General features: G+C 60.2%; 28 protein-coding genes and 1 pseudogene. 16 read left to right on the plus strand and 13 right to left on the minus strand.

Going from position 1 to position 26,913, the window contains the following annotated elements; translation table 11 throughout:
- Positions 1-376: 376 nt before the first annotated feature.
- Entirely contained in the window at positions 377-2,749 is a 2,373-nt protein-coding gene (locus ABSG47_RS10655; protein WP_424169643.1) for a penicillin-binding protein 1A, read from the plus strand.
- 105 nt (positions 2,750-2,854) lie between these two features.
- On the opposite strand, the gene ABSG47_RS10660 is transcribed toward ABSG47_RS10655, so the two are convergent.
- From ABSG47_RS10660 to ygfZ, 5 genes are all read right to left on the minus strand, one after another.
- Positions 2,855-3,496, minus strand: coding sequence for a VOC family protein (locus ABSG47_RS10660; protein ID WP_424169645.1), 642 nt, complete (start codon positions 3,494-3,496; stop codon positions 2,855-2,857).
- 129 nt (positions 3,497-3,625) lie between these two features.
- Positions 3,626-4,564, minus strand: a complete 939-nt coding sequence (locus ABSG47_RS10665) for a bifunctional riboflavin kinase/FAD synthetase (RefSeq protein ID WP_424169647.1) — start codon at positions 4,562-4,564, stop codon at positions 3,626-3,628.
- Between the two features lie 8 nt (positions 4,565-4,572).
- Complete coding sequence (locus ABSG47_RS10670; RefSeq protein ID WP_424169649.1) at positions 4,573-5,385, minus strand: MBL fold metallo-hydrolase; 813 nt, start codon at positions 5,383-5,385, stop codon at positions 4,573-4,575.
- A gap of 6 nt (positions 5,386-5,391) precedes the next feature.
- The gene (locus ABSG47_RS10675) at positions 5,392-5,994 is read right to left on the minus strand and encodes a DUF1844 domain-containing protein (protein WP_424169651.1); all 603 of its coding nucleotides are present in this window, start codon (positions 5,992-5,994) and stop codon (positions 5,392-5,394) included.
- A 26-nt stretch (positions 5,995-6,020) separates the two neighbouring features.
- Positions 6,021-7,130, minus strand: coding sequence for a CAF17-like 4Fe-4S cluster assembly/insertion protein YgfZ (ygfZ, locus tag ABSG47_RS10680; RefSeq protein WP_424169653.1), 1,110 nt, complete (start codon positions 7,128-7,130; stop codon positions 6,021-6,023).
- A gap of 123 nt (positions 7,131-7,253) precedes the next feature.
- On the opposite strand from ygfZ, the gene ABSG47_RS10685 reads away from it, so the two are divergent.
- Both ABSG47_RS10685 and ABSG47_RS10690 read left to right on the plus strand, forming a co-directional pair.
- A complete protein-coding gene (locus tag ABSG47_RS10685; protein ID WP_424169655.1) occupies positions 7,254-8,963 on the plus strand; it encodes an ImmA/IrrE family metallo-endopeptidase in 1,710 nt (569 codons plus the stop codon).
- A gap of 68 nt (positions 8,964-9,031) precedes the next feature.
- Positions 9,032-9,907, plus strand: coding sequence for a chitobiase/beta-hexosaminidase C-terminal domain-containing protein (locus ABSG47_RS10690; protein ID WP_424169657.1), 876 nt, complete (start codon positions 9,032-9,034; stop codon positions 9,905-9,907).
- On the opposite strand, the gene ABSG47_RS10695 is transcribed toward ABSG47_RS10690, so the two are convergent.
- Positions 9,904-10,932 (minus strand): AI-2E family transporter, encoded by a 1,029-nt coding sequence (locus tag ABSG47_RS10695; RefSeq protein WP_424169659.1) that lies wholly within the window; start codon positions 10,930-10,932, stop codon positions 9,904-9,906. The genes ABSG47_RS10690 and ABSG47_RS10695 overlap by 4 nt on opposite strands.
- Positions 10,933-10,980: 48 nt before the next feature.
- On the minus strand, positions 10,981-11,742 hold the full coding sequence (locus ABSG47_RS10700) for a TIGR00266 family protein (protein ID WP_424169661.1): 762 nt from the start codon (positions 11,740-11,742) through the stop codon (positions 10,981-10,983).
- Positions 11,743-11,925: 183 nt separating this feature from the next.
- Between ABSG47_RS10700 and ABSG47_RS10705 the strand changes: the two genes are divergently transcribed.
- The 8 genes and pseudogenes from ABSG47_RS10705 (at position 11,926) to ABSG47_RS10735 (ending at position 16,037) form a co-directional block, all read left to right on the plus strand.
- On the plus strand, positions 11,926-12,189 hold the full coding sequence (locus tag ABSG47_RS10705) for a type II toxin-antitoxin system VapB family antitoxin (protein WP_424169663.1): 264 nt from the start codon (positions 11,926-11,928) through the stop codon (positions 12,187-12,189).
- A 176-nt stretch (positions 12,190-12,365) separates the two neighbouring features.
- A pseudogene (locus ABSG47_RS10710) lies at positions 12,366-12,596 on the plus strand (type II toxin-antitoxin system VapC family toxin); the annotation flags it as partial.
- Between the two features lie 132 nt (positions 12,597-12,728).
- Positions 12,729-13,613, plus strand: coding sequence for a YihY/virulence factor BrkB family protein (locus ABSG47_RS10715; protein ID WP_424169665.1), 885 nt, complete (start codon positions 12,729-12,731; stop codon positions 13,611-13,613).
- 138 nt (positions 13,614-13,751) lie between these two features.
- Positions 13,752-14,903, plus strand: a complete 1,152-nt coding sequence (gene pyk, locus ABSG47_RS10720; protein ID WP_481133032.1) for a pyruvate kinase — start codon at positions 13,752-13,754, stop codon at positions 14,901-14,903.
- Entirely contained in the window at positions 14,891-15,190 is a 300-nt protein-coding gene (locus ABSG47_RS20955; protein WP_481133033.1) for a pyruvate kinase alpha/beta domain-containing protein, read from the plus strand. Before pyk ends, ABSG47_RS20955 begins: the two co-directional genes overlap by 13 nt.
- Before the next feature lie 65 nt (positions 15,191-15,255).
- Positions 15,256-15,489: a DUF433 domain-containing protein gene (locus ABSG47_RS10725; protein WP_424169667.1), complete on the plus strand. Its 234-nt coding sequence runs from the start codon at positions 15,256-15,258 to the stop codon at positions 15,487-15,489.
- On the plus strand, positions 15,473-15,805 hold the full coding sequence (locus tag ABSG47_RS10730) for a DUF5615 family PIN-like protein (RefSeq protein WP_424169669.1): 333 nt from the start codon (positions 15,473-15,475) through the stop codon (positions 15,803-15,805). The genes ABSG47_RS10725 and ABSG47_RS10730 overlap by 17 nt, the downstream gene beginning before the upstream one ends.
- A 13-nt stretch (positions 15,806-15,818) precedes the next feature.
- Positions 15,819-16,037: a DUF4926 domain-containing protein gene (locus ABSG47_RS10735; RefSeq protein WP_424169671.1), complete on the plus strand. Its 219-nt coding sequence runs from the start codon at positions 15,819-15,821 to the stop codon at positions 16,035-16,037.
- Positions 16,038-16,103: 66 nt separating this feature from the next.
- Here ABSG47_RS10735 and ABSG47_RS10740 read toward each other — a convergent pair whose 3' ends face one another.
- A complete protein-coding gene (locus ABSG47_RS10740; protein WP_424169673.1) occupies positions 16,104-16,652 on the minus strand; it encodes a hypothetical protein in 549 nt (182 codons plus the stop codon).
- 118 nt (positions 16,653-16,770) lie between these two features.
- Positions 16,771-19,581, minus strand: a complete 2,811-nt coding sequence (gene acnA / locus ABSG47_RS10745) for an aconitate hydratase AcnA (protein ID WP_424169675.1) — start codon at positions 19,579-19,581, stop codon at positions 16,771-16,773.
- Positions 19,582-19,625: 44 nt separating this feature from the next.
- On the opposite strand from acnA, the gene ABSG47_RS10750 reads away from it, so the two are divergent.
- Entirely contained in the window at positions 19,626-19,817 is a 192-nt protein-coding gene (locus ABSG47_RS10750) for a hypothetical protein (protein WP_424169677.1), read from the plus strand.
- Positions 19,818-19,840: 23 nt separating this feature from the next.
- Here ABSG47_RS10750 and ABSG47_RS10755 read toward each other — a convergent pair whose 3' ends face one another.
- Positions 19,841-20,842: a hypothetical protein gene (locus tag ABSG47_RS10755; RefSeq protein ID WP_424169679.1), complete on the minus strand. Its 1,002-nt coding sequence runs from the start codon at positions 20,840-20,842 to the stop codon at positions 19,841-19,843.
- A gap of 50 nt (positions 20,843-20,892) precedes the next feature.
- Between ABSG47_RS10755 and ABSG47_RS10760 the strand changes: the two genes are divergently transcribed.
- The 3 genes from ABSG47_RS10760 to ABSG47_RS10770 all read left to right on the plus strand — a co-directional run bounded on the left by ABSG47_RS10760 (position 20,893) and on the right by ABSG47_RS10770 (position 23,785).
- Positions 20,893-21,990, plus strand: coding sequence for an alpha/beta fold hydrolase (locus ABSG47_RS10760; protein WP_424169681.1), 1,098 nt, complete (start codon positions 20,893-20,895; stop codon positions 21,988-21,990).
- Positions 21,991-22,026: 36 nt separating this feature from the next.
- Positions 22,027-23,445 carry a chloride channel protein gene (locus ABSG47_RS10765; RefSeq protein WP_424169683.1) on the plus strand — a complete coding sequence of 473 codons (1,419 nt, stop codon included), beginning with the start codon at positions 22,027-22,029 and terminating at the stop codon, positions 23,443-23,445.
- Between the two features lie 79 nt (positions 23,446-23,524).
- Entirely contained in the window at positions 23,525-23,785 is a 261-nt protein-coding gene (locus tag ABSG47_RS10770; protein WP_424169685.1) for a hypothetical protein, read from the plus strand.
- Positions 23,786-23,902: 117 nt separating this feature from the next.
- Here the strand turns inward: ABSG47_RS10770 and ABSG47_RS10775 are convergent, their stop codons facing one another.
- Positions 23,903-25,000 (minus strand): energy transducer TonB, encoded by a 1,098-nt coding sequence (locus ABSG47_RS10775; RefSeq protein WP_424169686.1) that lies wholly within the window; start codon positions 24,998-25,000, stop codon positions 23,903-23,905.
- A 184-nt stretch (positions 25,001-25,184) separates the two neighbouring features.
- On the opposite strand from ABSG47_RS10775, the gene ABSG47_RS10780 reads away from it, so the two are divergent.
- On the plus strand, positions 25,185-25,817 hold the full coding sequence (locus ABSG47_RS10780) for a YqaA family protein (RefSeq protein ID WP_424169687.1): 633 nt from the start codon (positions 25,185-25,187) through the stop codon (positions 25,815-25,817).
- On the opposite strand, the gene ABSG47_RS10785 is transcribed toward ABSG47_RS10780, so the two are convergent.
- Complete coding sequence (locus ABSG47_RS10785) at positions 25,798-26,322, minus strand: Uma2 family endonuclease (RefSeq protein WP_424169688.1); 525 nt, start codon at positions 26,320-26,322, stop codon at positions 25,798-25,800. The two genes, ABSG47_RS10780 and ABSG47_RS10785, sit on opposite strands and share 20 nt — an antisense overlap.
- A gap of 44 nt (positions 26,323-26,366) precedes the next feature.
- Complete coding sequence (locus ABSG47_RS10790) at positions 26,367-26,903, minus strand: DUF6580 family putative transport protein (RefSeq protein ID WP_424169689.1); 537 nt, start codon at positions 26,901-26,903, stop codon at positions 26,367-26,369.
- Between the last annotated feature and the right edge of the window lie 10 nt (positions 26,904-26,913).

Here is a 26,913-nt window from a genome sequence, read left to right on the forward strand (position 1 = left end):
CTCGGTTTGAAGAAACTGTCTCAGGGGCTAAATTTCATTTTTATGGCCGTTTCGGCACGACTCAAGTCGTGCCCTGTTACAAAGCAATCCAAATTGAGACACTGCCGCTTGCTTCCGTGCTGGGTGGTTGATTGGAAGCGTGAGTGCCTTATGGCTCACTGATTTCGATGACTCCTCACCTCGGACGAAGGGTTCGATTACCCCATCCCTGAATCCTCGCGGTGCAGCCGTGCTGTCCCATTCTTGTACACGCTGGTTCGCGAGGGTCGATTCGCCCGGCCAGCGCATCTAACCCCGTGCTAGGCTCTGAGTGTTAGAGCAATCTTTGTCTCTTATTGACTGCCTTTTTGCCGGACGTATATGAGGCTTAACCCGCTTGGCCGTATCCCCCAATCCGCTTTCAGAACCTCCCCGTGAACGCACGCTGGGGCGCAGCCATCTGCTGCCGCCTGAGCCACCTGAAAAGCCATTCCGAAACAACAGGCGCAAGCTGGCTGGACGGCCGGCGCTGATTCTGCTGCTGGCGCTGTCGGCGGTAGCGGGCACGCTGGCCGGGTTGACGCTGGTGTATTCGTCGGACCTGCCACAGATTCACGATCTTGAGCGCTACCGGCCTTCCACCACAACGGAGCTGTATGACCGCAAGGAGCGCGTGGTGGGATCGTTTGCGCTGGAGCACCGCGTGGTGGTGAATTATCCGGATTTTCCGCCGGTGCTGCGGCAGGCTGTGATCTCGATTGAGGATAAGAACTTCGAGTCGCATGGGGGGATTAACGTCTTTCGCATTGGCGGGGCGCTGTGGCATGATCTGCGCTCGCATGGCAGGGCGCAGGGAGCCTCTACGCTGACGATGCAGCTGGCGAAGAACCTGTTCCTCAGCTCGGAGCGGACAGTGGGGCGCAAGTTTCAAGAAGCGTACCTGGCGATCCAGATTGAGCGCTCGTTTACCAAGGAGCAGATTTTTACGCTGTATGGGAACCAGATTTACCTGGGCAGCGGGCAGTACGGGTTTGAAGCGGCGAGCGAATACTACTTCTCGAAGAAGGCGAAGGATTTGACGCTGACCGAGGCGGCGCTGCTGGCGGGGTTGCCGAAGAGCCCTGTGGGATATTCGCCGACTTTGAACCCGGAGAAGGCGCTGACGCGGCGGAATCTGGTGCTGAGCGAGATGGAAGGCGATGGAAAGATTACGCATGGGCAGGCCGAGGCGGCGCGGCAGGCTCCGCTGGGGCTGAATATTGCGCAGCCGGAGGGTGCTGTGGCGCCGTGGTTCCAGGAGGAAGTGCGGCGGGAGCTTGAAAAGCAGTTTGGCGCCGAGCAGGTGCATGAGGCGGGGCTGCGCGTGGATACGACGCTGGACCTGGACCTGCAGGAGACGGCGAACAAGGCTGTGGAAGATGGGCTGGCTGCGTACGAGCGGCGGCATGGCTGGAAGAACAAGCAGCCTAATGTGCTGGCGAGTGGAGCCACGATTGAGGAGTACAAGCATCCGGACTGGGTGACGCAGGCGCATGCCGGCGATTATGTACACGTGGTGGTGACGCGCGTGCTGCCGCTGGAGATTCATGCGCGGATGGGGGCGAAGGAAGTTCTGCTGGAAGGACCGGACTGGCAGTGGACGGGGCAGCGGTATGCGGATGCGCTGGTGAAGCCGGGCGATGTGATCTACGTGCATCTGACGGATGGCGCGGAGGCCCAGGCGCTGCGCGGGACGCTGGAACAGGATTCTGGCGCGCAGGGCGCGCTAATGGCGGTCGATAACGCGAACGGCGACGTGCTGGCGATGGTGGGCGGGCGCGATTATGCGCTTTCGCAGTTCAATCGCGCGACGCAGGCCGAGCGGCAGACGGGTTCGAGCTTTAAGCCTTATGTTTACACGACGGCGATTGAGAATGGGTCGCGGCCGGACGATTTGATTCTGGATACGCCGGTGAGCTTTGGCGGATGGACTCCGCATAACTACGAGAACGACTACATGGGCGCGATTACGCTGACGACGGCGCTGGCGCACTCAAGGAATGTTCCGGCGGTGAAGCTGGCGGCGCAGGTGGGGATTCATAAAGTCATCGATATGACGCACCGCTTTGGCGTGACGTCGAATATTCCGGCGTATCTGCCGATTGCGCTGGGTGCGGCGGAGATTACGCTTGAGGAGCAGGTGGCTTCGTACTCGGTGTTTCCGAACGATGGCGTGAGGGTGGCTCCGCGGGTGGTTCGCAAGGTCTCCAATGCGGATGGAATTACGCTGTGGGAGCAGCCTGCGGCGATTCAGGAAGTGATTAGCGCGAAGACGGCGCGGACGATGGTGAAGATGCTGCAGGCGGTGACGGCGTATGGCACGGGCGCGGCGGCATCAAAGCTGAATCATCCGGTGGCGGGCAAGACGGGGACGACCAGTTCTTATACCGATGCGTGGTTTTTGGGCTTTACGCCTTCAGTGACCTGCGGTGTGTGGGTGGGGTTTGACAGCCGCGAGTCGCTGGGTGAGAAAGAAACCGGCGCGCAGGCGGCGCTGCCGATCTGGATGACGGTGATGAAGCAGGCGATTGTGGGCAAGGACGATGAGAAGTTTTTGTCGGATGATCCGAAGGCGATGATGGATGTGGCTAAGGGTGGGACGGCGCAGGGTGCTGCGGCTGGTGCGGGTGCGAATTTGGGTGCGAATGCGACTGCGAAACCTGCGATGAAGAAGCCGCCGCCGGTGGTGAGCCCGGCGCAGGCGAATAAGCTGGATTCGATTTTGAATTGAAAAGACAGCAGGTTAGCGCGCTGCGCGCGTGGCGAGTTAGCAAGTTAGCGGAAAAAGCAACCGCAGGTTCTTCGACTGCTTTTCGCGCAGGATGGCAAGTCAGTGCTAATTGGCTGGTCCGGCGAAGAGAATCAGGTTGCCGTCGGGATCTTTCACGATGAAAGTTTTGGCATGCCAGGGTTCGTTCCTCAGGGACTGGGCAAAAGACACGTCAGCTGCCTGGTAGGTCAGGAAGAGAGTTTTGATCTCTTCTGCGCTTGCCAGCGTGATGGAGGCGGATAGCAGTTGTTCCCGCTCGCGCAGGTCTTCCGCAAAGAAAGGCTCATCCATGTGACGCAGCGCGAGATGGGCGTTGTCGCGGCTTACCTGGCCATAGAACGGCGGATCGCCGTAGACGAAATCGATGGCGAAGCCGAGTTTTATGAAGAAATCGGTGGATGCTTTGAGGTCGCGAACGTAGAGGTGCGCGGCGACCGAGGTGAGGATCGGCCGAGAGTGGGTGGGTATCTGGGTCATGGCGATCGAGGCTCCTGTTTTCAGCGCCTGCCATCCTGAAAATCCCTCTTTGCGCGCGACGAGTTCCTGCGCGTCAGCAAGCCGGAATGCTGAGGCCAGAATTTCCGGATCGGAAAGCTGGCGAAACCGGGGCAGGTGTTCCCGGATCATGGCTGCTACCGGATAATAGCGGTCGCGGTGCCATCGCAGATATTGCTTGGCTTGCTTTTTGAGGTTTTCGAGATTCGACATCGGCGCAAATGGTGTTCATGTTCTGTAGGAGGGCCTTGCCCTTTCGACCTGCGCCGATGCGTCCTACGCCACGATTCCAGATTGTTCCGCGATGGGGCGGTTTGTCAACGGAATCCGTGCTGAGCGCAGCTACTTTGCGAGCTGGAAGTAGCGTTTGGCGCGGGCTACGTCTTTGCCGATTTGCGCTTTGAGGGCATCGACCGAGGGGAAACGGATCTCTTCGCGCAGGTAGAAGAGAAATTCGAGTTCGAGCGGAGTTTCTTGGGTCAGGTCGACTGGCTCGAAGTTGAGGATGTGGGTCTCGATGCTAAAGCCTGCGCCTTCAAAGGTGGGGCGATTGCCGGCGTTGGTGACGGACTGAAAGCAGCGGTCGCCAATTTTCAGGCGTGTAACGTAGACGCCGCAGGCTGGAAGCAGGCCATCGTATGCGGCGAGATTGACGGTGGGGACGAGAAGGCGTGTGCCGACTCCCCTGCCCTGCGCCTGCGTGGAGCGGATGACAAAGGGGCTGCCCAGCATCCAGCGGGCGCGCTTCATATCGCCTGCGGTTACGAGTGCGCGGATGGCGGAGCTTGAGACTTCGAGACCGCGGACGTGAACCGGATCATGGATGGTGAGGCCGAAGTCGAATTCTGTGCCGAATTCCGCGAGATCCTTCACTCCGGCCTGGGCGCGATGGCCGAAGCGGAAGCTGCCGCCTTCATGCAGGCCGCGTACCTGCAAAGCTTGGACTAAAACCTGCTCGACGAACTCGCGTGCGGTGAGGCGGGCGAATGAAGCGTCAAAGGGCAGGACGACGATGGCGTCGATGCCGGTTTCGGCGAGCAGGAGCAGGCGTTCGTCGTTTGGCGTGATTCTTTTGGGCGCTTTGTCGGGGCGGAGAAAGTGCTCGGGATGCGGCTCAAAGGTGACGGCGACGGCGCGGAAGCCTCGCTGGCGGGCTTCGGCAACGGCCGCGCCGAGAAGCTGGCGATGGCCGAGGTGCATGCCGTCGAAGTTGCCGATGGAGGCGACGGTGGGGCCGAGTGTGGCGGGGATTTCCGCGAGGGAGCGGTAGATGGGGATCATGCCCTGGCTCATTCCTGGCCCGCTTCGCTGAAGTTCACGGCGAAGTGCAGCCCGTCGTAAGCGAGGGCTACACCGGGAGGGAGCATTTTGTTGGTCTCTTCGTGGCCCAGATCGTGTGCGATATGCGTGAGCCAGGTGTGGCGCGCGCCGATGCGTTTTGCCCAGGCAACGGCCTGCTCCACATTGGCGTGGCTGGGGTGAGGCGCGTGGCGCAGCGAGGGCAGAACGAGATGTTCGAGACCGGTTAGCAGCTCGAAACTTGATTCCGGGATGAAGCTGACGTCTGTGAGATAGGCCACGTCACCAAAACGGAAGCCTGAGATTTGCTGCGGGCCATGCACGACGGGGATACGAATGATTTCCAGCTCATGGATGTGTATGCGATCCGTGAGCGGATGCAGCTCCACGCGGGCGCGGTTGGGGTAGGTGGCGCCGGGCGCGAGGGTGTAGTGATAGATGCGCTCAAGTGTGCTTGCGGTGCCGGCATCAGCGTAGAGAGGGATGGGACCACCGGAGCGGAAGGCGGCGAAGCTATAGGGGCGCAGATCGTCCATGCCAAGGATGTGGTCGGCGTGGTCATGCGTGTAGAAGACGGCGTCTACGCGGGTGATTCCGTGGCGCAGGGCCTGCTGGCGGAAGTCTGGGCCGGTGTCGATGAGGACGGTGCGGGGTTGACCTTCTTCGCCTATCCAGTCAACGACCACCGACGGCCGCAGCCGCTTGTCATGCGTGTCCGTGCTGGCGCAAACCGCACAGCGGCACCCGAGCGTGGGAACGCCCATGGAGGTGCCGCTGCCCAGGAATGTTAGGCGAGCCTGCATCCGCCTTTACTTCTTAACCGGCGGCGGAGGCGGCGGCTGCAGGGTGATCATGTTGGTCAGCTCAAGAAAGGCCATGCGGGTTTCAAAGAGCACGGTCTGGAGCATGCGGTCTTCCTGCGCGGTGAGGTTGCCCTTCGTCTTTTCGGCGAGAATGCCGAGCAGATCGATGGTCTGGCGCGCACCGAGGATGTCAACGCGTGGACGCTGGCCTTCCTGCGTGCCTGCACCCATCTGGATCATGGAGGAGAGATAAAGCTGTTGCACCAGGCTGTCAAATGCTATCGGCGGCTGGGGGCCCGCGCCGGGGTTTTGCGCGCGAACGAGGTCTTCAAGGCGCTCGGCGGAGGCTTCATAGGCGGACTGTTGCTGACGGCTCTCCTCGGCGGTGGGAGCTTCCGGCAGCGGGTCGCCGTCGGGCTGCGGATCTGCCTCGATTGGCTCCCGCACAGGCTCGTTCACGACGAGGCGCGGGCCGGAGGACACTTCGGGCCTGGATTCCGGTTCGGCAATGGCGGCTGGTGCAGGCGCGGCGGCTGAGGCCTCGCCGGCTTCTTCTTCCAGCTTGCGCTTGCGGCGGTCAATGACTTCAAACTTGGGGGTATCGCTCATGGTTTTTATTTCCGTTCTCAAACAATTTATAAGGTTGGCGGCGCAGTGAGGATGCGGACTGTGCCTGAGTCTTGTGATGCGGTATAGGCCAAGGGCAGGTTGCGGGCTTCCGCCTCAGCACGAATCATGGCTAAAGCGAAGCGGCGTGGGCCCATTGGCAATGGCAGTTCAGCGGCAGAGGTGATTGTACCTGCGGCGGTATTCTCCAGCGTTAATTCCGTGCCGGGAGCGGGTAAGGGGCCGTCGATCTCGATTTGGCGCAGGTGGCGGTGGACGTTGCCGCGGGAGCGGATGCGCTCGACGATCTCCTGGCCAAGATAACAGCCCTTGCTGAAGTGCAGGGCGTGGAGCTGGCCCGTCTGTTGGGAGACAGCCTCCTGCGGCAGGTCGCGCTCGGCGATGTCGATGCCGTAGACGGGGATGCCTTCCGCGATGCGAAAGGCTTCAAGCGAGGCGGTGCCGGTGGGTTGCGCTCCAGCGGTGATGAGTTGGCGCCAGAGCTGCGAGGCGGAGTCTTCCGCGACCCAGAGCGTGTAGTGGTCTGCGAGCGCTCCGTAGTTGCGGCGGATTGTGAGGTTGAGGCTGCCGGCTTCGAATCGAGTCTGGGTTAGCGGCTCGGCGAGTGAGGTAACGCCGATTTTTGCGAGGATTTCCGCGGCTTTGGGTCCGGTGAGGCCGATGGCGGTTTCGCCTTCGACGGGCGCAAGCTCGACGTCATCCATGATGATGAAGCGGTCGAGATGGGCGAGGAGCTTGTTGTGTTGATCGGCGGCGATTTCGAGCTCTAATTCATCGTCATTGCGCCAGATCATCAGGTCGCCCTGGATGCGGCCCTGTGCGTTGAGGACGAGATTCCATGCTCCGCCGCGGGCGGCCAGATCGTTGACGGTGTTGGTGACCATGCCGCTGAGCCAGCGAAATCGGTCTTCTCCGCGCACCGCGATGCGGCGCAGCCAGCCGAGGTCGTGGACGGCGGCTCCGAAGGCAATTGCAGCGGTTTCGGCCTGGGGCGCGTCCAATTGGGCAATGGAGAGAACACCGTGGAAGGGCGCAAGCAGACCGGACGCGCTGCCGGATGTGAGCTGCCGGGTAAGCGGAGTTTCGTTAAGCGTAGCGGTAAGTGTGGTTTCCGTCATACTTTGGGTGGATTTTGCGGCGAAGAGCGGATTTTTTTCACGGCCCTCGCTGCGAAACCGCAACAGTTGATTATAGCTTTGATACAGATGCGCGGTTGGCGAACAGGACGCAGGGAGAACGGGATGACGAGAGGGTTTGGAGCGCGTTTCAAGGGCCGCGGCTGGATGGCGGCGGCGGTTCTTATGTTGAGCGCAGGGTTGTGCGCGGGCCAGCAGGCGCCGGCGGGGCAGAATCAGACTCCTTCAAGCCAGGCGCCATCCGGTCAGAGTTCTTCGGACCAGAACCCGTCTGGCAAGAGCACGCAAAAGCCCAAAACCGGGCAGACTGAGACGCGCATAACGCCGGAAGAGGCGAAGAAGCTCTTTGCCATGGTGGATCAGTTGCTGAAGTTCTCGTCGGATGAGACCGGGCTACAGGTGAAATCGACCGTGGGGCGCAAGCTGACCAGCCGCGCCGAGGTGGAGAGTTATCTGAAGGAAAAGTTCAACGAGGACGATGGCGCAAAGCGGCTGCAGCGCGGCGAGATTGTGCTGAAGAAGTTCGGGCTGCTGGATCACGACTTCGACATGAAGCCGTTTCTGCTGGCGCTGTTGACGGAACAGATTGAGGCCTATTACGACTCGAAGACCAAGACGGTGTATCTGCTGGACTGGATGAAGCCGGAGGATCAGGAGTCGGTGCTGGCGCATGAGCTGACGCATGCGCTGCAGGACCAGCGCGTGAATCTGGAGAAATGGAACGATCAGACGCCGAACGACGTGTCACTGAACGCGCACGAGGATACGGATCACCTGGCGAAGGATGAGATCGACACGGCGCGCGAGGCAGTGGCGGAGGGCCAGGCGACGGCTGTGATGGTGGACGACGAGTTGAAGCCGCACGGCAGGAGCTTGCTGAAGGACCCGGAGGTGGTGGAGTTTCTGAAGCAGCAGATGGCGGACCCGGACAACTCGCCGGTGATGGCGCGCGCGCCGCTGCTCCTGTCGGAGTCGCTGATGTTCCCGTATCGCGAAGGGTTGAGCTTTGAGCAGGACATCTGGATGGACCGCGGCCGCGAGGCGGCGTTTGCCGGCGCGCTGGACAAACCGCCCTCTTCAAGCTGGGAGATCATCAATCCGCTGGAGTTTGAGAAGTCGCATGTGCCGGCGGTGCCGCTCTTGCCGGATATTCATCCGCTGCTGGACGGGACGTATACGCCGTACGACATTGGGCAGGTGGGACAACTGGACCTGCACATTCTTACGCAGCTTTTTGGTGGCGACGAGGCAGCGAAGAACCTGACGCCTGCGTGGGATGGCGGCATTTACTGGGCCGGGCAGTTGAAGAGCGCAAAGACGCCGGAGCAAATGGCGAGCACGAAATCGATTGCGCTGTTTTATCTTTCCGCGTGGAAGAACGAGGAGTCGGCGGAGGCCTTTACGCAACTGTATGCGAACGCGCTGGGCAGAAAATACTCCGGGCTGAAGAAGGATGTTTCCGCCACGCCTGCAGATCTGCCTGGGGGCACCGAAGAGCTGGTTTACAGCACCAACGAAGGGCCTGTGGTGATTACGACGCGGGGCAAGCTGGTCTTTGTGGCCGAGAGCTTTGAGCTGCCCGTGGCGCGCAAGCTGACTGCGATGATTCTGGATATGCAGGGCACGGGCGAGATGCGCATGGCTCAGGGCGCGCGTCCGGCGGGCGTGCTGGATGGCGCGTCTGATGGCGCGCAGGCGGGCCAGCCTGTTGGCGGTTCAACACTCTCCGGCGGGCTGGTGCATTTGTTTGCGGAGAGCGGCGCGATGAAGGCAGCCGTGCAAGCGGCAAGGAACGCGGCGCAGATGGCTCAGTAGGACTTTCGTTCTGTTTATCCCAACTTTTGTTCTCGGAGCAGCGTCCTTAGGAGCGGGGGAAAGAAAATATGAAAGCCATTTTGCTGAGCTGTCCAGTTTTCTCTACTCTGGTTCTTTCCTCAGCTCTCTCCGTTGCCCATGCGCAGACTGTCAGCGCAATGGGCGGGCAGCAAACCATGCAGACCGCCCAGCAGGCGAATCAGCAGGCCGCGCAGGCCAACCAGCAGAAGATGCAGAACGCGCAGAATGCCGGGCAGAACCAGGCCTCGACGGATGGCGTGACACGCGCTCCGAAGTTCTCCGCCGATTCCGGCACGCTCAAGGCAGGCACGCGGGTGCGCATCACCAGTCCCACGCACTCCGCAACGATTTACTACACGACCGACGGCTGGTCGCCGACAACGGAGTCGAAGAAGTACACCGGGCAGATCCAGATCGACCAGGATACGGTTCTGCAGGCGATGGCGATTGCGCCCAGCATGACGCACAGCCCGATCGCGCGCGCGGAGTACACGGTTCCCGGCAGCAGTCCTTTACTCCCTGCAACGCTCAGCACAGACGGCGTGCTCCGCGCCGGCACCAAGCTGCGCCTGGTGACTGCGATACAGGTTGACTCAAAGGCGGTGCAGGCGGGCGACAAGCTGCCGTTGCAGCTCGATCAGGACATTACGGCCGGCGACAAGGTGATCCTTGCCAAAGGAACGACTGTAGATGCGCTGGTGACTCATGCAGACCAGCCGGGAAGCACGGGCTTGCCGGGCGACACTGTGTTTGAGGTGAAAGCGCTGGCAGCCCACGGCGTGACGATTCCGGTGGTTGGCCCGGCCACTCTGCTGGCGCATGGCGATGAGGCAGTGGTCAAGCCGGGGATGACCTTTTGCGTAACTGTTCAGACCGACACACCGCTGCTCGATACGGCGGCAGCGGGAGCCGGTACGCGCTAATTGTCTTTCGAGACAAGATACTCATCCACCAGCACGGCGACGAGTGCCGCAGTGGGCACAGAGACGAGCGCGCCGACGATGCCCGCGAGCGCTGAGCCGATCAACAGGGCGACGAGGATTGCCAACCCCGGCAGTCCAACGCTTGATCGCATGATGCGCGGCGTGAGGATGGAATTTTCTATCTGCAGATAGACGATGTAGAAGATGGCCACGCCGAGTACGCGACCCCACGAATCTACCGCCGCAGCCAGCAGCGCGAGGGCGATTGAAACAGCTCCTCCCAGGACCGGGATGAGGTTCAGCAGACCGTTGAGCACGCCGAGCGCGTAGGCGTAGCGCACGCCAAGAAGCAGATACACGATCACGCTGAGCACGCCGAAGATGAGCATCAGCGAACACTGGCCGAGCAGCCAGCGGCCCATGCGAATCTGGGCGCGGCGTAAGGCGGCATCCAGACGCATGCGGCTGAGCGGCGGTAAGAAGGAAAGCGCCCAGCGATAGGCCACATCGCCTTCCAGAGTGAAGTAAACGGTGAGGATAAGGCCCATAGCCAGGGTAAAGAGAGTGTTGGCCCAGTTTTTGATGGAAAGCAGCAGGAAGGTGGCGCTTTGTGTCAGCGCGCCCTGCGCCTGGGAGACAAGGCCGGCTGCGTCAACCTGATCGGCAAAGGGAATCTTCTGCAATTTAGCCTGAATCTCCGGCAGGCGCGAGGGCATTTCCTGTGCGAAGGCACGCAGATCGCGGAGGACCGGCGGCAAGGCGAGATACACGAAAAGTACCAGCCCCGCGATGACTGCGAAGATCAGGACAACAATGGCGGACGTGCGAAAGGGCCGCCAGCCGCGGATGCTGAAGCCCGCGATGAACTCCACCAGCGGGCGCAGCACGATGGCAAAGAGCGCGCTGACGTAGAGCAGAAGCAGCTCTGCCCGCAGCAGCCACGCCAGATAACAGGCGAGCGCGAGGCCAAATGCGAAGAGTATGCCGCTTTGCGGCGAGCGGCCCGTGCCGCCAGTCTCACCCATGCCGCCCATCCTATCGCAGTGCAGGGTGTACCGCTATAAACATCCTGGCTACTCGCCGCTCAAAATGGAACCGACAATGCCACCGATGACGCCTCCGGCAGCCGTCCGCGGAACGTCGTGCGAGTTGTGCGGCAGATACTGGTCAATGGCATGGGCGAGCCGCGAAAGGGGCAGCGTCTGCAGCCATATCGTGCCGGGGCCGGTGAGCTGCGCGAGAAAGATGCCGTCACCGCCGAAGATCACGTTCTTGATGCCGCGCACGGTGGTGATCTGGAAGGAGACAGAGGTCATAAAAGCGCCGACGTGGCCGGGATGCACAAAGAGCGTTTCGTTCGGAGCCAGTTCCTTCTTGATCAGCTCGCCGGAGAGTTCCAGCCATGCGGTTCCCACGCCGCCCACGCGTTGCAGGATGAAGCCGCTGCCGCCGAAGATGCCTGCGCCGAGAGACTGCTGGAAGCCGATGTTGAGCGTAACCTGCGGCGTGGCGCAGAGAAAGCCGTGACGGTGCACCATGTATTCGTACCCGTTGCCGACCTGCACCGGGACAATATGGCCGGGAACGTGGGTGGCAAAGGCCACCTCGCCGGGATACTGGTAGGCGCGATACTCGGTCATGAAGAGGCTGCCGCCCGCGGCCACGCGCTTGAGCGCGCCGAAGAAGCCGCCGCCGCCGCCCATCTGCGTATGCGTGGTCATCTGGATGGTTTGCGTCATCCAGGAGAGCTCGCCGCTCTCGGAAAAGACGCTTTCGTTCGGGTCGAGCTGGATCTCCAGCACCGGCATGGTGGTTCCCTGAATCCGTGCCTGCATTGCGCTTATCTCCTTCGATTTCGGGTACGCCCGGGTGCGAACAGTGTACGCGCGATCCCCGCCTTGCTCCGACAAAATATGCACGCTCCCGCCACGGAGTTCCGCTGCAAGCTTCCGGCGATCGAACGCATTTGAGGCTTGCAATCCTTTTCTATTCGAGGAATCATAGGAGAGAGGTATTCTATGCCGCTAGCTACCAGCGCCACCACCGACGCCCTTGCTCATACGCTGGCATCCCTGCGCGGACTGACGCCCGATGAGGTTGTGGCCGAGGCATTGCGCGCGGAGTTGGAGCGGGAGCAGCAGTTGCATCCTGCGGCATCCATAGAGGATGACCCAACCGTCGAAGAGGTGCTCGCCTGGATTCACAGCACCGGTCCATGGAATGGCCCGAACAGCAAAGAACTCGTCGACGAGTTATATGACGAACATGGCCTGCCAAGGTAGCATGTCCGCAAATGGTCATTGACTCCTCGGCACTGCTCGCCATTCTGATGAACGAACCAGAGGCGAGGCGATTTGTGCGCGCTATCAGAAACGCTCCGTCTCGCAAGATCTCAGCCGCGGGATTTCTGGAAACAGGCATGGTACTTTGAAGCCGCGCTGCACCCGCAAAGCATGCACTCTTCGAGAGACTGATCCTCCGATTTCATCTCTCCATCGTTCCAGTCACTGAAGAACAGGCTCGAACGGCTCTGGATGCGTTTGGCCGGTATGGAAAGGGTCGCGGCCACGCTGCCGGCCTTAATTTTGGCGATTGCTTTTCCTACGCACTCGCGAAGACTGGCGACGAGCCGCTTTTGTTCAAAGGCAAAGACTTTATCCATACAGATATTCAGGCCGTTACGACGTAACGCGCCGCAACCTGCGCTGCCTGAGTACCGTCTACACCATACAGGAAGCTGCGTCCGGCGTGGGCAATAGATAGCCACAAAAAGACACCCACACGAACAAGTTAAATTGCTCTACTCTTGCTTCAGTACAAAATGCGGAACGTCCTTTCACATTTACGGCTGACTCTGGCAAAGGCGATCGACCATGACGTGTTCAACACGGCCAAGGCTACCGCCTACTCCGGAATGCTGTGTTTTTTTCCGGCTGTGCTGGTGCTTACCACGGTGCTGGCCAGTGTGGATGAAGGGCCATCGATCATCGGCGTGATGCGCGGAACCTTTGACCAGATGCTGCCGCCTGAATCCCTGTCACTGCTGGAGAACTCGCTCGCTACGGGGCCCATTCGTTCCACGCAGGTTATTTTTTCAGCTACGATTCTGACGGTGTTTGCCGGCCTGGGCGTGATGCTTTCTCTCATGGAGGGTTTTCGGCGGGCTTATGAGCTGCCGCGCGATAACTGGGGCTTCTGGGCTAAGAGGGCGCGGGGCCTGCTGCTGGTGCCCATTGCGCTGCTTCCGCTGTGGCTGGCCAGCCTGCTGCTGGTCTTTGGCCACCAGATTGAAGTGTGGATGGTTGCCAACGCCGACCACGAATTGCGGCTTTTGGTGATCTTCTTCTGGCGCCTGGTGCGCTGGGGGGTCGCGATGACCACCACGGTAACGGTGCTCTCGGCGCTCTACCACTTTGGCACGCGCCGAACAGAGCACTGGTCACGAGTTCTTCCCGGTGCCATTGCTTCTACGGCCGTGTGGTTTCCGGTGACTCTGGCCTTTGGCTGGTATGTAACGCGCATTGCGAACTACACGCGATTTTACGGCTCATTTGCCGCGGGAATTGCCACGCTGGTGTGGCTGTATCTGACCTCGTTCAGCGCGCTGGTTGGCGCGGAGCTCAATGGCGTTCTGTTCCACGACAGGCAGGAGCAAGAAGCTGCCGCGGCCGAACAGACAGCAAACACGGCGCTCACAAGTTTTTGAATTTGCAGGAGATAAACTGGTCTGACCACGCACCCCGCGCCGCAATGTACAATAAATCCGGTCATCCAGTCCACTCCGATCCGCTTTTTGTTTTATAAACCGATTCGCTTTTGCCGCAATTCTACCGGAGCCTTTTCGATGTCTTCTGCCGTTTTTAGTCCTGCCGCCAATCGCCGCGCAAAGATCGTAGCCACCCTTGGGCCTGCGTCCAACACTGAAACCGTTTTCCGTGAGCTGGTGCGCGCCGGGGTCGACGTTGTTCGCCTGAATTTCTCGCATGGAACACACGAGGAAAAGCTTGCGCTGATTGCGATGATTCGCAAGGTGAGCCACGAGGAAGAGAAGCCCTTGTGCATACTGGGCGACCTGCAGGGGCCGAAGATTCGCACTGCCAAGCTGGTGGACCGCAAGCCTGTGTTGCTCAAGGCCGGTGAGCGGCTGACCATTACTCCGCGTGAGATTATGGGCACTGCCGAGCTGGTGGGCACCACCTTCAAAACGCTGGCGGAAAACGTGGAGGCGGGCTCACGAATTCTGCTCTCAGACGGCTTGATTGAGCTGCGCGTGGCTGAAGTGCAGGGTCAGGACGTGGTCTGCGAGATTATCAACGGCGGAATGCTGGGTGAAAACAAGGGCATCAACCTGCCGGGAATTCCGGTCAAGGTGCCGTCGCTGACGGAAAAGGATGAGATCGACCTGGAGTTTGCGCTGAAGAGCGGCGTGGACGCGATTGCGGTTTCGTTCGTTCGCACATCGGATGACATCCGGCTGGTTCGCAAGCGGGTGGCGGATCTGGGCTCCGATACATGGATCATTGCGAAGCTGGAAAAGCCGCAGGCGCTGGAACATCTGGACAGCATTCTTGAAGAGGCAGACGGCATCATGGTGGCTCGCGGCGACCTGGGTGTGGAAGTTCCGCCGGAGCAGGTGCCGGCTCTGCAAAAGCTGATGATCCGCAAGGCTGCCGAGTATCGCAAGCCGGTGATTACGGCAACGCAGATGCTGGAGTCGATGATTGAAAACCCGCGCCCGACGCGCGCGGAAGCCTCTGACGTGGCAAACGCGGTTTATGACGGCACTGACGCGGTGATGCTCTCCGGCGAAAGCGCCATGGGCAAGTATCCGGTGGAGGCGGTCTCCATGATGGCGCGCATTGTGTGCGAGGCCGAGCGGACCATTGACGCGCAGAGCACGGGTGATCGCCGGCGGCAGCACACCTTTTCACGGAGTCAGGAACCACGGCGCGGCAGCTCTCGAAGTATCATCCGGGCGCGCCGATCTTTGCGCTGAGCGCGGTTGAAGTGACGATCAACCGCCTGACCATGTTGTGGGGAACTATTCCCGTGCGCTGTACCAAGGTACGCTCTGCCGAACAGATGGTAGACACCGCCGAGAAGCTGCTGGAGGCCGAAGGCTACGTCAAGCCGAGCGAAGTGATTGCGATTGTGGCCGGCACGCGGACGCGGTCGGGCTCGACGAACTTTATGCGGCTGCATGTGATGGGCGAGCAGGAGATGGATGAGGATAACTTCCTGACTGTGCATGAAGAGGCGGAGCCGGTGGGGGCGAAGAAGTAGGCGCTGGGCTTCCAAAACAAGGTTTGTCATACAATAAATGCGCAGGCAGGAAAGGCGGAGCACCGATGGCTGACCTTAATCCACGCATCACGGTCGAAGCCGGAAAGATGGGCGGCAAGCCCTGCATCCGCGGCCTGCGCTTTTCTGTTTATGATCTTGCCTCGTATCTAGCATCCGGAATGACGGAAGATGAAATCCTGAAGGAGTTTCCGTACCTTGAAAAGGAAGACTTTCAGGCCGTCTATGAGTTTTTCGCGAGCATTCCCGAGAGGATAGCGGTTCTTGAAGCTGCTCGTTGACGAGAATCTTCCGCCACGGCTTCCGCACAATCTCGCCGATCTATTCCCCGAATCAATTCATGTGAGTACAACTGGTCTTGGCAGCACACCCGATGCCGACATCTGGGAGTATGCGAAGATTCACGGATTTGCCTTTCTAACAAAAGACAAAGACTTTGCAAATCTGAGCTTCGCCCGCGGCGCTCCGCCTAAGGTGATTTTGCTGCTGGTAGGAAACTGTTCGACAGCGGAGCTTGTGAAGATGATCCGCAACAATGCGATTCGATTCTCTGATTTTGAAAGCGACACGAAGCGCGGGTTGCTGATCTTGAGGTAGAAGGGCGTGGGATATGCCAAATCTCGAACTGCTTGCTGAAGTGGCTTTGCTGCGGGATTTACCTGAGTTTGGCCTTGTGCGCGGCCAGGTAGGGACCGTCGTTGAGACGCTCGCTCCGAACACCGTAGAAGTGGAATTCTGCGATGATGAGGGACACACGTATGCCCTTACTTCCTTGAAATCTGAGGATCTTGTACGCCTACAGCGGAGCCCGCTCCAACGCGTTGCGTAAATAAAATTGCCAAAGCATAAACGCCGCTCCGGGTGCGGCGGCGTTTATGTTTTGCCGGAAAAGAAGTTATAGGTCCTCGTCTGTATACAGGGTCAACGAATACCAGCCTTTTCCCAGTCGTTGCACGAAATGAGTCTTATCTGCGACCTCCGCAAATCGCCCTTGGGGGTTGTACTTGATCTCATGTGCGAGCGTATCGGTCGGGTCGTAAACGAGATCGACAGAGGTATCCATTCCTGCCCATCCCCACCCGTCCCATTCTACGTAGCGAAGGCCTGTTTGAGGATCCGGCTCCTGCCGCAGAACCAGATTTGTGTACTTGCCCGAAGCAACGAGCCACCTGGCCCATGGGCGAAGATGTTCCGTTGATAAGAACATGCATACAGAAATGCCCAGGAAGAACAGCACTGCGAATAAAGATGCAAAGCTTATCCATCGCTTGACCACAACCCTCCGCACTAGGATTCCAATACCGAAAGCAATCGTGAGCAGGAGCAGCAGGAGCATATAACCGAAGGACTCGAAGTCAAAGCTCTTCATATATAAGAAGGGAATATAAAAGCCGAACGCCGCGAAAGCGCTGACTACTGTGAAAAGCCCCGATGGTCTATTCACTCCAGATATTCCCCAAAATTGTCGATGCAACAAAACTATCCGGCTTCTTGCCAATGCTCAAGAGCAAAAAGCAGACCGGCTGCCAAAAGGCAGCCGGTCACTGACCAGTAGAGATAGACTACTTCGTTGCAAGCTGCCGCAGCACGTATTGCAGGATGCCGCCGTGCTCGTAGTACTCGATCTCCTGCGGAGTGTCGATGCGGACCTTTGCGGTGAGGGTCTTCACGGTGCCGTCGGCTGATGTGGCTTTTACCGTCAGCGTGCGCCCACCGGCAAACTTGCTCTTGAGCAAGTCAGTGAGGCCGGCGAAGTCGTAGACTTCTTCGCCAGTCAGACCGAGCGATTCGACGTTTTCGCCTTCCGCAAACTGTAGCGGGAGGATACCCATGCCGACGAGGTTCGAGCGATGGATGCGCTCGAAGCTTTCGGCAATGACGGCGCGAACGCCGAGCAGGTTGGGACCCTTTGCGGCCCAGTCGCGCGAGGAGCCGGAGCCGTACTCTTTGCCTGCGAGAATCACCAGCGGCGTCTTGCGCTCGGCGTACTTTACGCTGGCGTCAAAGATCGACATCTGCTCGCCTTCCGGAAGCAGGCGTGTGACGCCGCCTTCCGTGCCTGGCGCGAGCTTGTTGCGCAGGCGCACGTTGGCGAAGGTGCCGCGCACCATGACTTCGTGATTGCCGCGGCGCGAGCCATACGAGTTGAAGTCCGCGGTTTTCACGCCGTGCTCAGTGAGATACTTCCCTGCCGGACCGTTCGCCTTGATGGAGCCTGCGGGCGAGATGTGGTCGGTTGTTACGGAATCGCCGAGAACCGCAAGCACGCGCGCGTTGAGTATATCGCTGATGGGCGCTGGCTTGAGCGTGATGCCGTCAAAGTATGGCGCCTGGCGGATGTAGGTTGAGTCGGGTTCCCATTGGTAGACGTCGCCGGTGGGAAACTTGAGACCTTGCCAGCTCGCATCGCCGTCCGAAACGGTTGAATACTCCCTACGGAAGCTTTCGCTTGAGATGCCCTTTTCGATGGCGGCTGCAACTTCAGCCTGCGTGGGCCAGATGTCTTTGAGGTAGACTGGCGCGCCGGACTGATCTGCTCCGAGCGAATCGGTGTCGAAGTTGTGGCCGATGCGGCCGGCCAGCGCGTAAGCGACGACCAGCGGCGGCGACATGAGGTAGTTGGCGCGCACGTCCACGTTGACGCGGCCCTCAAAGTTGCGGTTGCCGCTGAGTACGCTGACTGCGACAAGGCCGTGATCGTCGATGCTCTTTGAAACGTCCGTCGGCAGTGGCCCGGAGTTGCCGATACAGGTGGTGCAGCCATAGCCGACCACGTTGAAGCGCAGCTTTTCGAGATACGGCAAGAGGCCGGACTTCTTGTAGTAATCCGTGACGACGCGTGAGCCGGGCGCGAGCGAGGTCTTGACCCACGGCGGCACGCAGAGGCCCTTTTCTACGGCCTTCTTGGCGAGAATGCCTGCGGCGATCATGACGGAGGGGTTCGAGGTGTTGGTGCAACTGGTAATGGCGGCGATGACGACTGAGCCGTGGTCGAGATACTTGTCGGGATCGACGTGGAATCGCTCTTTGACCGTGGTTGTGACGTGCAGCGGAGCGATGGCAGACGATGTTGCCGGGCCTTCGTTCTCTTCGGCGGCGATGGCGGTGTCGGTCACGCCTGTAGACCTCTCCCATACGGCTGCGGTGCGTGTGCCAAGCGGCTTGGCGGTGGGTGCGAGCAGTGAGGGAAGCTGTTGCGCGAAGCTGGCTGCGGCGTCTTTGAGCAGCACGCGATCCTGCGGGCGCCTGGGTCCGGCAACGCTTGGCTCGACGGTTGCTAGATCAAGCTCAAGGGTCTGCGTGTATTCGGCCTCCGGTGTGGCGGAGGTATGGAAGAGGCCTTGCTCCTTGTAGTACGCCTCGACGAGCGCGATCTGTTCTTCGCTGCGGCCGGTGAGACGCAGGTAGCGGAGAGTTTCGGCGTCCACCGGGAAGATGCCACATGTTGCGCCGTACTCTGGGGCCATGTTGCTGATGGTGGCGCGATCGGCCAGCGGCAGTTCCGCGACGCCGGGACCGTAAAACTCGACGAATTTGCCGACTACGCCGAGTTTGCGCAGCGCCTGCGTGACGGTGAGAACGAGGTCGGTGGCAGTTGCGCCTTCGCGCAGCTTGCCTGTGAGCTTGTATCCAACGACCTGCGGGACGAGCATCGACACGGCCTGGCCGAGCATGGCGGCTTCGGCTTCGATTCCACCGACACCCCAGCCGAGAACGCCAAGGCCGTTGATCATGGTGGTGTGTGAATCTGTGCCGACGAGTGTGTCGGGGTACGCCACTTGCTCCCCAACGATCTCTGCTGTGAAGACGACGCGGGCCAGGTACTCCAGATTGACCTGGTGGCAGATGCCCATGCCCGGGGGCACTGCGGAGAAGTTGCGGAAGGCCGTCTGGCCCCACTTGAGGAAGGCGTAGCGCTCACGGTTGCGCTGGAATTCGAGCAAAGAGTTAGCCTCATACGCGAGCGACGTGCCGAACTCGTCCACCTGCACGGAGTGGTCGATGACCAGCTCGGCGGGAATGAGCGGATTTACGCGCTCGGGATCGCCGCCGAGGGCCTTTACGGCATCGCGCATGGCGCCGAGATCGACGACCGCGGGCACGCCGGTGAAGTCCTGCATGAGGACGCGGGCGGGCATGTAGGCTATCTCGCGGCTTGGCTCGGCCTTGGCGTCCCACTGGGCAAGGAACTCGATGTCAGAGGCGGTGACGTTCACGCCATCCTCGCGGCGAAGCAGGTTTTCAAGCAGGATCTTGAGGCTGAAGGGAAGGCGGCTCAAGTCGAAGCCTTTGGCTTCCAGAGCGGGCAGGCGATAGATGGTGTAGGAACGGCTGCCGGATTGGAGTGTGGACCGGCTGGCAAAGCTATTCATCGTTACATGACCTTTCTCGGCCTGGACATAGGCGGGCCGATGACGTGGGATTGTTTGCTGCGCGGTCCATCGGGACGCTGGCGATGCGGAACAATCCGAAGAATTTTTATGGAGATAGATTACTCAGCGCGGGGAATCTGCGTCCATCCCCGATCATGATGACCGCGGCGGAAGCGCTTGAGCCGCGGACGGGCGGAATGTGCGTGAGCGACGCGCATGTTCGCCCACAATTTTAGCGCGAGGGAACAAGAGTTGGGAATCAGGCACTATGCGCTGCCTTCGCCCGCTTACGCCACACGGGCAGCAGGTCGCTTGCTGCCAGATGCAGCGCTACCCAGAGCGTGAACCAACCGATGCCCAGGATGGGCGTAACCGCCGATTGGACTGACTGAATTGCGGGAACCGGCGAGATAGCGGAAACGGCCCAGCCGAGAGCGATGACGCAGAGATTTACAAGCAGAATAGGCCCGATGGCAAGCAGGCGGTCGCGAGTGCGATCGCGGCCATAGGCGTAGCTTCCCATGTAGTGAAAGAAGCTGGCTCCGGCCACATGGAAGACATAGACGCCTGTGCGGAAGGCAGGCGTCATGTAGGCTCCGTAGGTCCCCCACACCAGCGATTCGCCAAGAAAGAAGAGCGAAACCAGAGCCAGCTTCTGGCCACCATGAAAAAGCTGCTGCCAACCGCCGGACCCGAAGACGAGAAAGGCAAGGATTATGGTGCATGCCAGCAACAATGAACGATGCTGCTGGATGTGCCCCGCATCGAAGAGCACCACCGTGAGCCATGCGAAGGAGACAACCGGCGACCATGCAGTGCGCCAGGCATTCCTGCTTCGCGGCAGTAAATCCCCGGCGAAAACTACCTCTGCCTTGACGAAGTGGGCGATGAACCAGATCCAGACCAGCGCGCTGAAGAGGCCAACACCGAGGAGAGCGCGCAATACCACAAGAATTGCGAGGGCAGCGGCGACTAGCATCCAATAGCCTGCCTGCCATTGCCATTTCAGCCGCGCCAGCGCACCCCATTGACCGCGGCCTGCATAGAGGAAGTGCGCCCAACCAGCGAAGGCGGTGAGCGCGTAGAGATTCAGCACCTCCGGCGATATGGCTCCGCTCCAGATACCGGATGGAACGCTCTTCACGAGTGGAAACGGCAGGCTGAATCCCACTCCCAGCAGCAGAAAAGTAAGCGCGAGCGCCAGCCAGGGGCGGCTCGCGGGCTGTTTCAACTCGACTGTTTGGGCTTCGGGAGACGGCATCTCTGGCTTTTGCTATAGGCTCAATCTACATTGCCATAAGGGAGTTTTCCATGTCTTTACGTGCGGCTTGTTGTTTGTTTGTCCTTCTCATTGGCGCGGGAATTTCCGGCACCGCCCAGACGGGAGCTGGAGCACCCTCCTGGCCAACGCAGAGCGCCTGGGTGGCTCTGCCCAACTTCAAGTTCGGCAGCGGCGAAACGCTGCCCGTGCTCAAGCTGCATTACCTGACGCTTGGCACACCGCACCACAACGCCGCGGGCCACGTGGACAATGCAGTCCTTCTGCTGCACGGCACCGGAGGCGACGCGCATTCGCTCCTGAATCCCGCCTTCTCGAATGTTCTCTTTGTGCCCGGAGGCATCCTCGACATCACAAAATACTTCCTCATTCTGCCGGATGACATCGGCCACGGCCAGAGCTCCAAGCCATCCGACGGCCTGCACGCGCACTTCCCTGCCTACGACTACGACGACATGGTGCGCAGCCAGCGCATGATGCTGGACGACCTGAAGATCGATCACCTGCGCCTGATTCTTGGCACCTCCATGGGCTGCATGCAGACCTTTGTCTGGGGAGAAACCTATCCTGCGTTTGCCGACGCTCTCGCCCCATTTGCCTGCCTGCCGGTGCAGATTGCCGGGCGCAACCGCATGATGCGCTATATGGCAATCCGGGCCGTCAAGGACGACCCTGCATGGATGGGCGGCGAATACAGAACCGAGCCGGTGCAGGGGCTGCGCACGGCCAACGAGATTGTCATGATCATGGGCTCCAGCCCGTTACAGATGCAGAAGCAGGCGCCCACACGCCAGCTGGCCGAGCAATACGTGGACCGATTTCTGGATCATGCGACAGGCACGCCCGACGCCAACAATCTCATCTACTATTTCAACGCCAGCCGCAACTACGATCCCTCGCCGCGCCTTGAAGCGATCACTGCCCCGGTCTTGTGGATCAACTCAGCGGATGACTTCATCAATCCGCCAGAGCTGGGCATTGCACAGAAGCAGGTAAAGCGTATGCCGCACGCACGCTTTATTCTGTTACCCATCACGGATGAGACGCGCGGGCATGGAACGCACACCATGGCGGCGGTCTGGAAGGACCATCTGGCCCAGTTCATGCGTGAGACGGAGCCAAATCCGTAGCTTTTATACTGACATGGACGAGGTCTTCTTCCCCCCATGAGTGATTTGGAAGGACTCACCGGCCTTTGGTCGCGCTTTCTAGCGTGGCTGACGCGCCGTATGCCAAGCGAGCGGCAACGGTTACTGGTATTCACGATCGTTGCGGGCGGAATGTGCGGGCTTGCCGCGGTGGCCTTTCACGGCTCCATCCAAATCCTGGAAAAGCTGATGATCGAGCGCGCCAATTGGGCGCCAGGCCACTGGTGGATATTCTGGACCATCCTGACGCCGGGGCTGGGCGGCCTCGTGGTGGGTTTGGGGCTCACCTACTGGGTTCCGGCAGCGGCGGGCAGCGGAATTCCGCAGGTCAAGGTTGCGTACGAGTTGCGATCCGGGCTGGTTTCGCTTCGGGAAACGGTTGGGAAATTCGTTCTCTGTGCCGTGCAGCTTGGCTCCGGCGCTTCGCTCGGCCTGGAAGGCCCTACCGTGCAGATCTGCGCTGGCGTGAGCAGCCTGCTGGCCCGTGGCGCGCGTCTCAGTCCGGTCTATCAGCGGCGCATGGCCTCCGTGGGCATGGCTGCGGGTATTGCCGCCGCGTTCAACGCGCCCATTGCGGCCATTACCTTTACTCTGGAAGAGCTGATTGGCGATCTTGACCAGACGATGCTCTCCGGCATTATTGTGGCCGCGGCGCTGGCTGCGGTGGTGGAGCACAGAATCCGCGGCGGCAACCCTATCTTTCACGTCCCGCGGCCCTATGAGCTGGTACACTCCTCGTCCCTGGTGTGGTATGCGCTGGTGGGCGTGCTGGCAGCCGTTGTCTCCGTGGCTTTTCAGGAGTCGCTGCTCTGGCTGCGGGCAAGGTTCAAGCAATGGACAGCCGTGCCGAAGTGGGTGCATCCGGCCATGGGCGGGCTGGCTACGGGTGCGCTTGCCGTGCTGGGCTTCCAGTTCTTTCACCACAACGGTATTGCCGGCGACCCGTATGGAACGCTGACCTGGGCGCTGACCGGCACCATGCCGCTGGCGCTGATGGCCTCGTTCTGCGTGCTTAAGCTGGCCGCCACGGTCTGCTCGTACTCCAGCGGAGGTTCAGGCGGCATCTTTGCTCCGGCGCTCTTTATGGGCGCCATGCTGGGCGGCTCGGTGGGCTGGCTGGATGTGGCGGTTTTTCACCACTCCTCCGATGAGATTGGCGCATTTGCCGTGGTGGGTATGGGAGCGGTCTTCGCGGGCATCATTCGCGCGCCCATGACCTCGATCCTGATTGTCTTTGAAATGACCGGAGGCTACGGGCTTGTGCTTCCGCTGATGATCGCCAATATGAGCGCCTACGCGCTGGCGCGGCACTGGCGTCCGCTGCAGATTTACGAGGCGCTACTGGAACAGGACGGCATCCACCTGCCGCATGGTGGTGCGCAGCCGGAGGCGCCTCCGGTGTATCCCGGAAACCAGACTGAGGACGCGACGGTGTAGAAATCAGCTTCGATGAGGATCAGCGGATGTAAGTGAGCGTAGATATTACAGTCGAAGCGAAGGTTAAATTGTCGAAAAAGTGGATGCTTATCTCTATCTTGGTCCCAGGGATTTGCTGCTGAATGAAGCGACTCCAGCGAATATTGTCCTCGACATGGATTACATGGGCGAACTTCAGCGAAGGGCGGCGATCATGAAAAACGGGCTGATGGCGGACGAGGTCAATCCACAAAAAATTTCCGAACGCGATTCCAATCCGTTCTTCTACGACCCGGACGAGCTTCGTAACCTGATGCAGCCGCCTGGCCTTCCTTCGTCTTCTTCAAGCAATGGGAACTGAAGCCAAACTCGCTCTAAAACCTGTACAACGCCGCAGCTGGATAGTCGAATCCGCCGAAGGAATTAACCGAGTCGATTTTGAGATGGGGTTGCTAGTCGTTGCAAATCGCAGTATCGCTCACTGCTTCTGGTTGTACATAAACATCGCCTGCAGCTCCAGGTATGGTCCGTGGAACTCGCGCGGCAGCGGCGGGTAGGTGGAGCCGCGGATCGCGCCCCAGGCGGCACGATCAAGGCCCGTACGATCAAGGCCCGTATCGCCGGAGCGGCCTACAAGACTCATGTCTGTGACCTGGCCGTTGGGCAGCACCTTGAACTGAATCACCACGACGCCAGCCTTGAGGATAGGCGGGTTCACCTCGTCGGGAATCAGCGGATCCCAGGTGCGCTCCGTCTCGCGGTGCCAGCGAATGAGCCAGTTGTTAAAGTCCACACCCTGCGTGTTTGAAAGCACCCGAACGCCACCGCCGCTTGCGCCGGGGTGCATGGCCATGCCGTCGCCGCCATTGGGGAGCTGTCCTGCGTTGTAGCTGCCGCCCTTTTGCGCCGCGCCGCGCATGGCCTGGTTCAGCTGGTCAGCAGGGTTCTGCGAGCCAAGCTGGAAGGCCTTTGCCGGAACGGAAGAAGGTCGCGGAGCCTCCGTTGCGGGCTGAGGAGTTGGCGGAGGCGGAGTGGGCTGCGGCAGAGCAGGCTGCTCGACTTTTGCCTGCTGCTGCGGCGGCTCAGGCTGCGGAACCGGAGGCTTGGGTTTGGCGGCTTCCTCGCGCTGCAGCGTATCCAGCGTCTTGCGGTCGATCTGCGGCCTGGGCGTGACGGGCTTGATGGCCACCTTGGGCTGGTACTTCTGCATCAGGTCCGGCGGTAAATCAAGATATTTCAGGTCTTTGCGTTCCTTGATGGCAGCGAACGGGTCGATCACCGGCGGCACTTTGAGGATGTACCTTGGAATCCAGGTAAGCGCCGAGATCAGCAGGATATGAAAGAGAACAGCCCACAGAACGCCTTCGCGGAGGCGCGCCCAGCGGCGCTCGTCCTCCAGCTCCGAAATTACGTCCAGCAGTTCGTGCGTCTCGTAGTCGAGCCAGCGCGAGGTGCTGCGCCCACCGGAACTAGCCGTGGATGGCTCGTTCTGATCTGAAGGCGGCGGCGGCTCCGGCTCACCAGGCGGGTTAGGGCCGGGAGCGTTGCTGCTGGTTGGCACTACTGAGGTGGGCATTCGTGGGGCAGAAAGTCCGGCGCTCGCTCGTACGCGGCGCGGCTCTTTCTCGGTTCCTTTCTTCCTATTCTCTCATTGAGGCCGCGTGAGCGAAAGCACGCTCCACACGGGACGCCCCGGCAAGACGCGCCACGTACAATGTACCTTGTCTAATTGACGGTTTTGCGCGCTGAAAGGGAACAGTTTGAAGCAATTTTTTGCCCACCTGCTGAGCATTCTCCAGAACAAATGGAAATTCGTCATCTGGCCTGCTCTTCAGGTGATGGGCCCTTGGGGAGCGCTCCTCAGTTCAATTCTGGATTCCTCATCTATTCCGATTCCGATGGACTTCGCCATTGCAGCGTGGGTCTCGCATGACAAAACCCACTGGTGGCTCTATGTGTTGCTGGCGGCGGCGGGATCGGCCATCGGCGGGTTGCTGCCGTATGGGGTTGGCCGCGCCGGCGGAGAACTTTTCCTGCTCAAGCGTATTAACCGCGAGAAATTTGAGCAGATGCGCAATCGCTTTGAGCGTCAGGAGTTCTGGGCCATGGCAATCCCCTCAATGATGCCGCCGCCCACGCCGTGGAAGGTCTTTGCATTTGCAGCCGGCGTCTTTGAAATGCGCATGCCGCTCTATATGCTGGCAATCTTCGTGGGCCGCATTGTGCGCTGGGGTCTACTATCCGTGCTGGTGATCAAGTTCGGGCCGGATGCCGTGAACATAGTGGCACACCACGGCAAGCTGGTAGCTGCGGTTCTTGCGCTGCTGATAGTGGTGGGCGTGATTGTGTGGTGGATGAAGCGCGAGCGGGCGGCTACTCGTCCAGCAGCTTAATGATTTCGTCCAGATCGAAGCGGCACTTGCTTCCTGGGAGATCGAAGGCTGTTTCCGTAAGCGGCTCAAGCGCTCCGGCACGGAAGCGGAAGTGCTTGCCGTCGGGGTCCAGCACGAGAATTGTCTGGATGCCCATCTGCTCGTAGTCGGCAAGCTTGGTCATCATGCGCGTAACCGAGTCCTCCGGTGAGAGAACCTCGAAGACTGCGATGGGTGGATGCGTAATGACCTCTTCGATGGGAAGGCTGCGATCAAGAACGGCCACATCGGGCACGCGAAAGTTGAACTTCCTCACCTGCACGCGAAGCTCTGCCGCAGCCCGGATGTTCCATTCGAGGCGGCGGCTGCGGAAGTAATCGAGAATTGCCGCCTGCAAATCTGCGTGACTCCATTCGCCCATCGTTCTCTCCTCGATCACGCCATCCACATATTCCGCATCCGGCTCATAGGAGGAGTGGAGATACTCGTCGAGCGTCACAAAGGGAAGCTGGGCAGCAGCAGCCATAACACGATCCTCCTTGCGAGGATTTTAGCGCGAAACCGAAGAAATTAGTGCGAAACCGGAGCCGTCTGCACGGTAGAAGTGCGATGCACCAGCGCGGGCACTCCGAAGGCCAGGCCGGCGACGATGGCCGTGGAGATCAGGTCGTTCTCGTAGCCGTGGAAGGCAAGCGCGGCAACATAGCAGTCGCCCAGTCCGGCCAGCGTGTGAGGATACAAACCGCCGCCGATCCAGACCGCAAAATTGTTCACGAGGAAGAACGAGGTGGGACCAATCAAAATAGCCGAAGCCAGGCGGACCAGCGTGGTCTTATCGCGGAGCAGGATACGGCCCAGCACCATGGCCGCTGCATACCAGAGCCAGGTGACGACATAGGCCGGCGCCTCGAAGGTGTAGCGATAGAAGAAGACTGTCAGAACATAGTCCGTAGCCATCAGCGCTGCCACGGGCACCAGCATCTCCCGCCAGGAACGCCGCGCCCCAAAATAGAGCAGGCTTCCACCTACGGCGGTGAAGTTAAACCACGGCGCATGTGGGATGAGACGGCTCAGCACGGCAATCAGCAGAAGAAGATAAGCGGGCATGTGTACCTCC

The organism is Occallatibacter sp. (assembly GCF_049510455.1).
Classification (GTDB): domain Bacteria; phylum Acidobacteriota; class Terriglobia; order Terriglobales; family Acidobacteriaceae; genus Telmatobacter.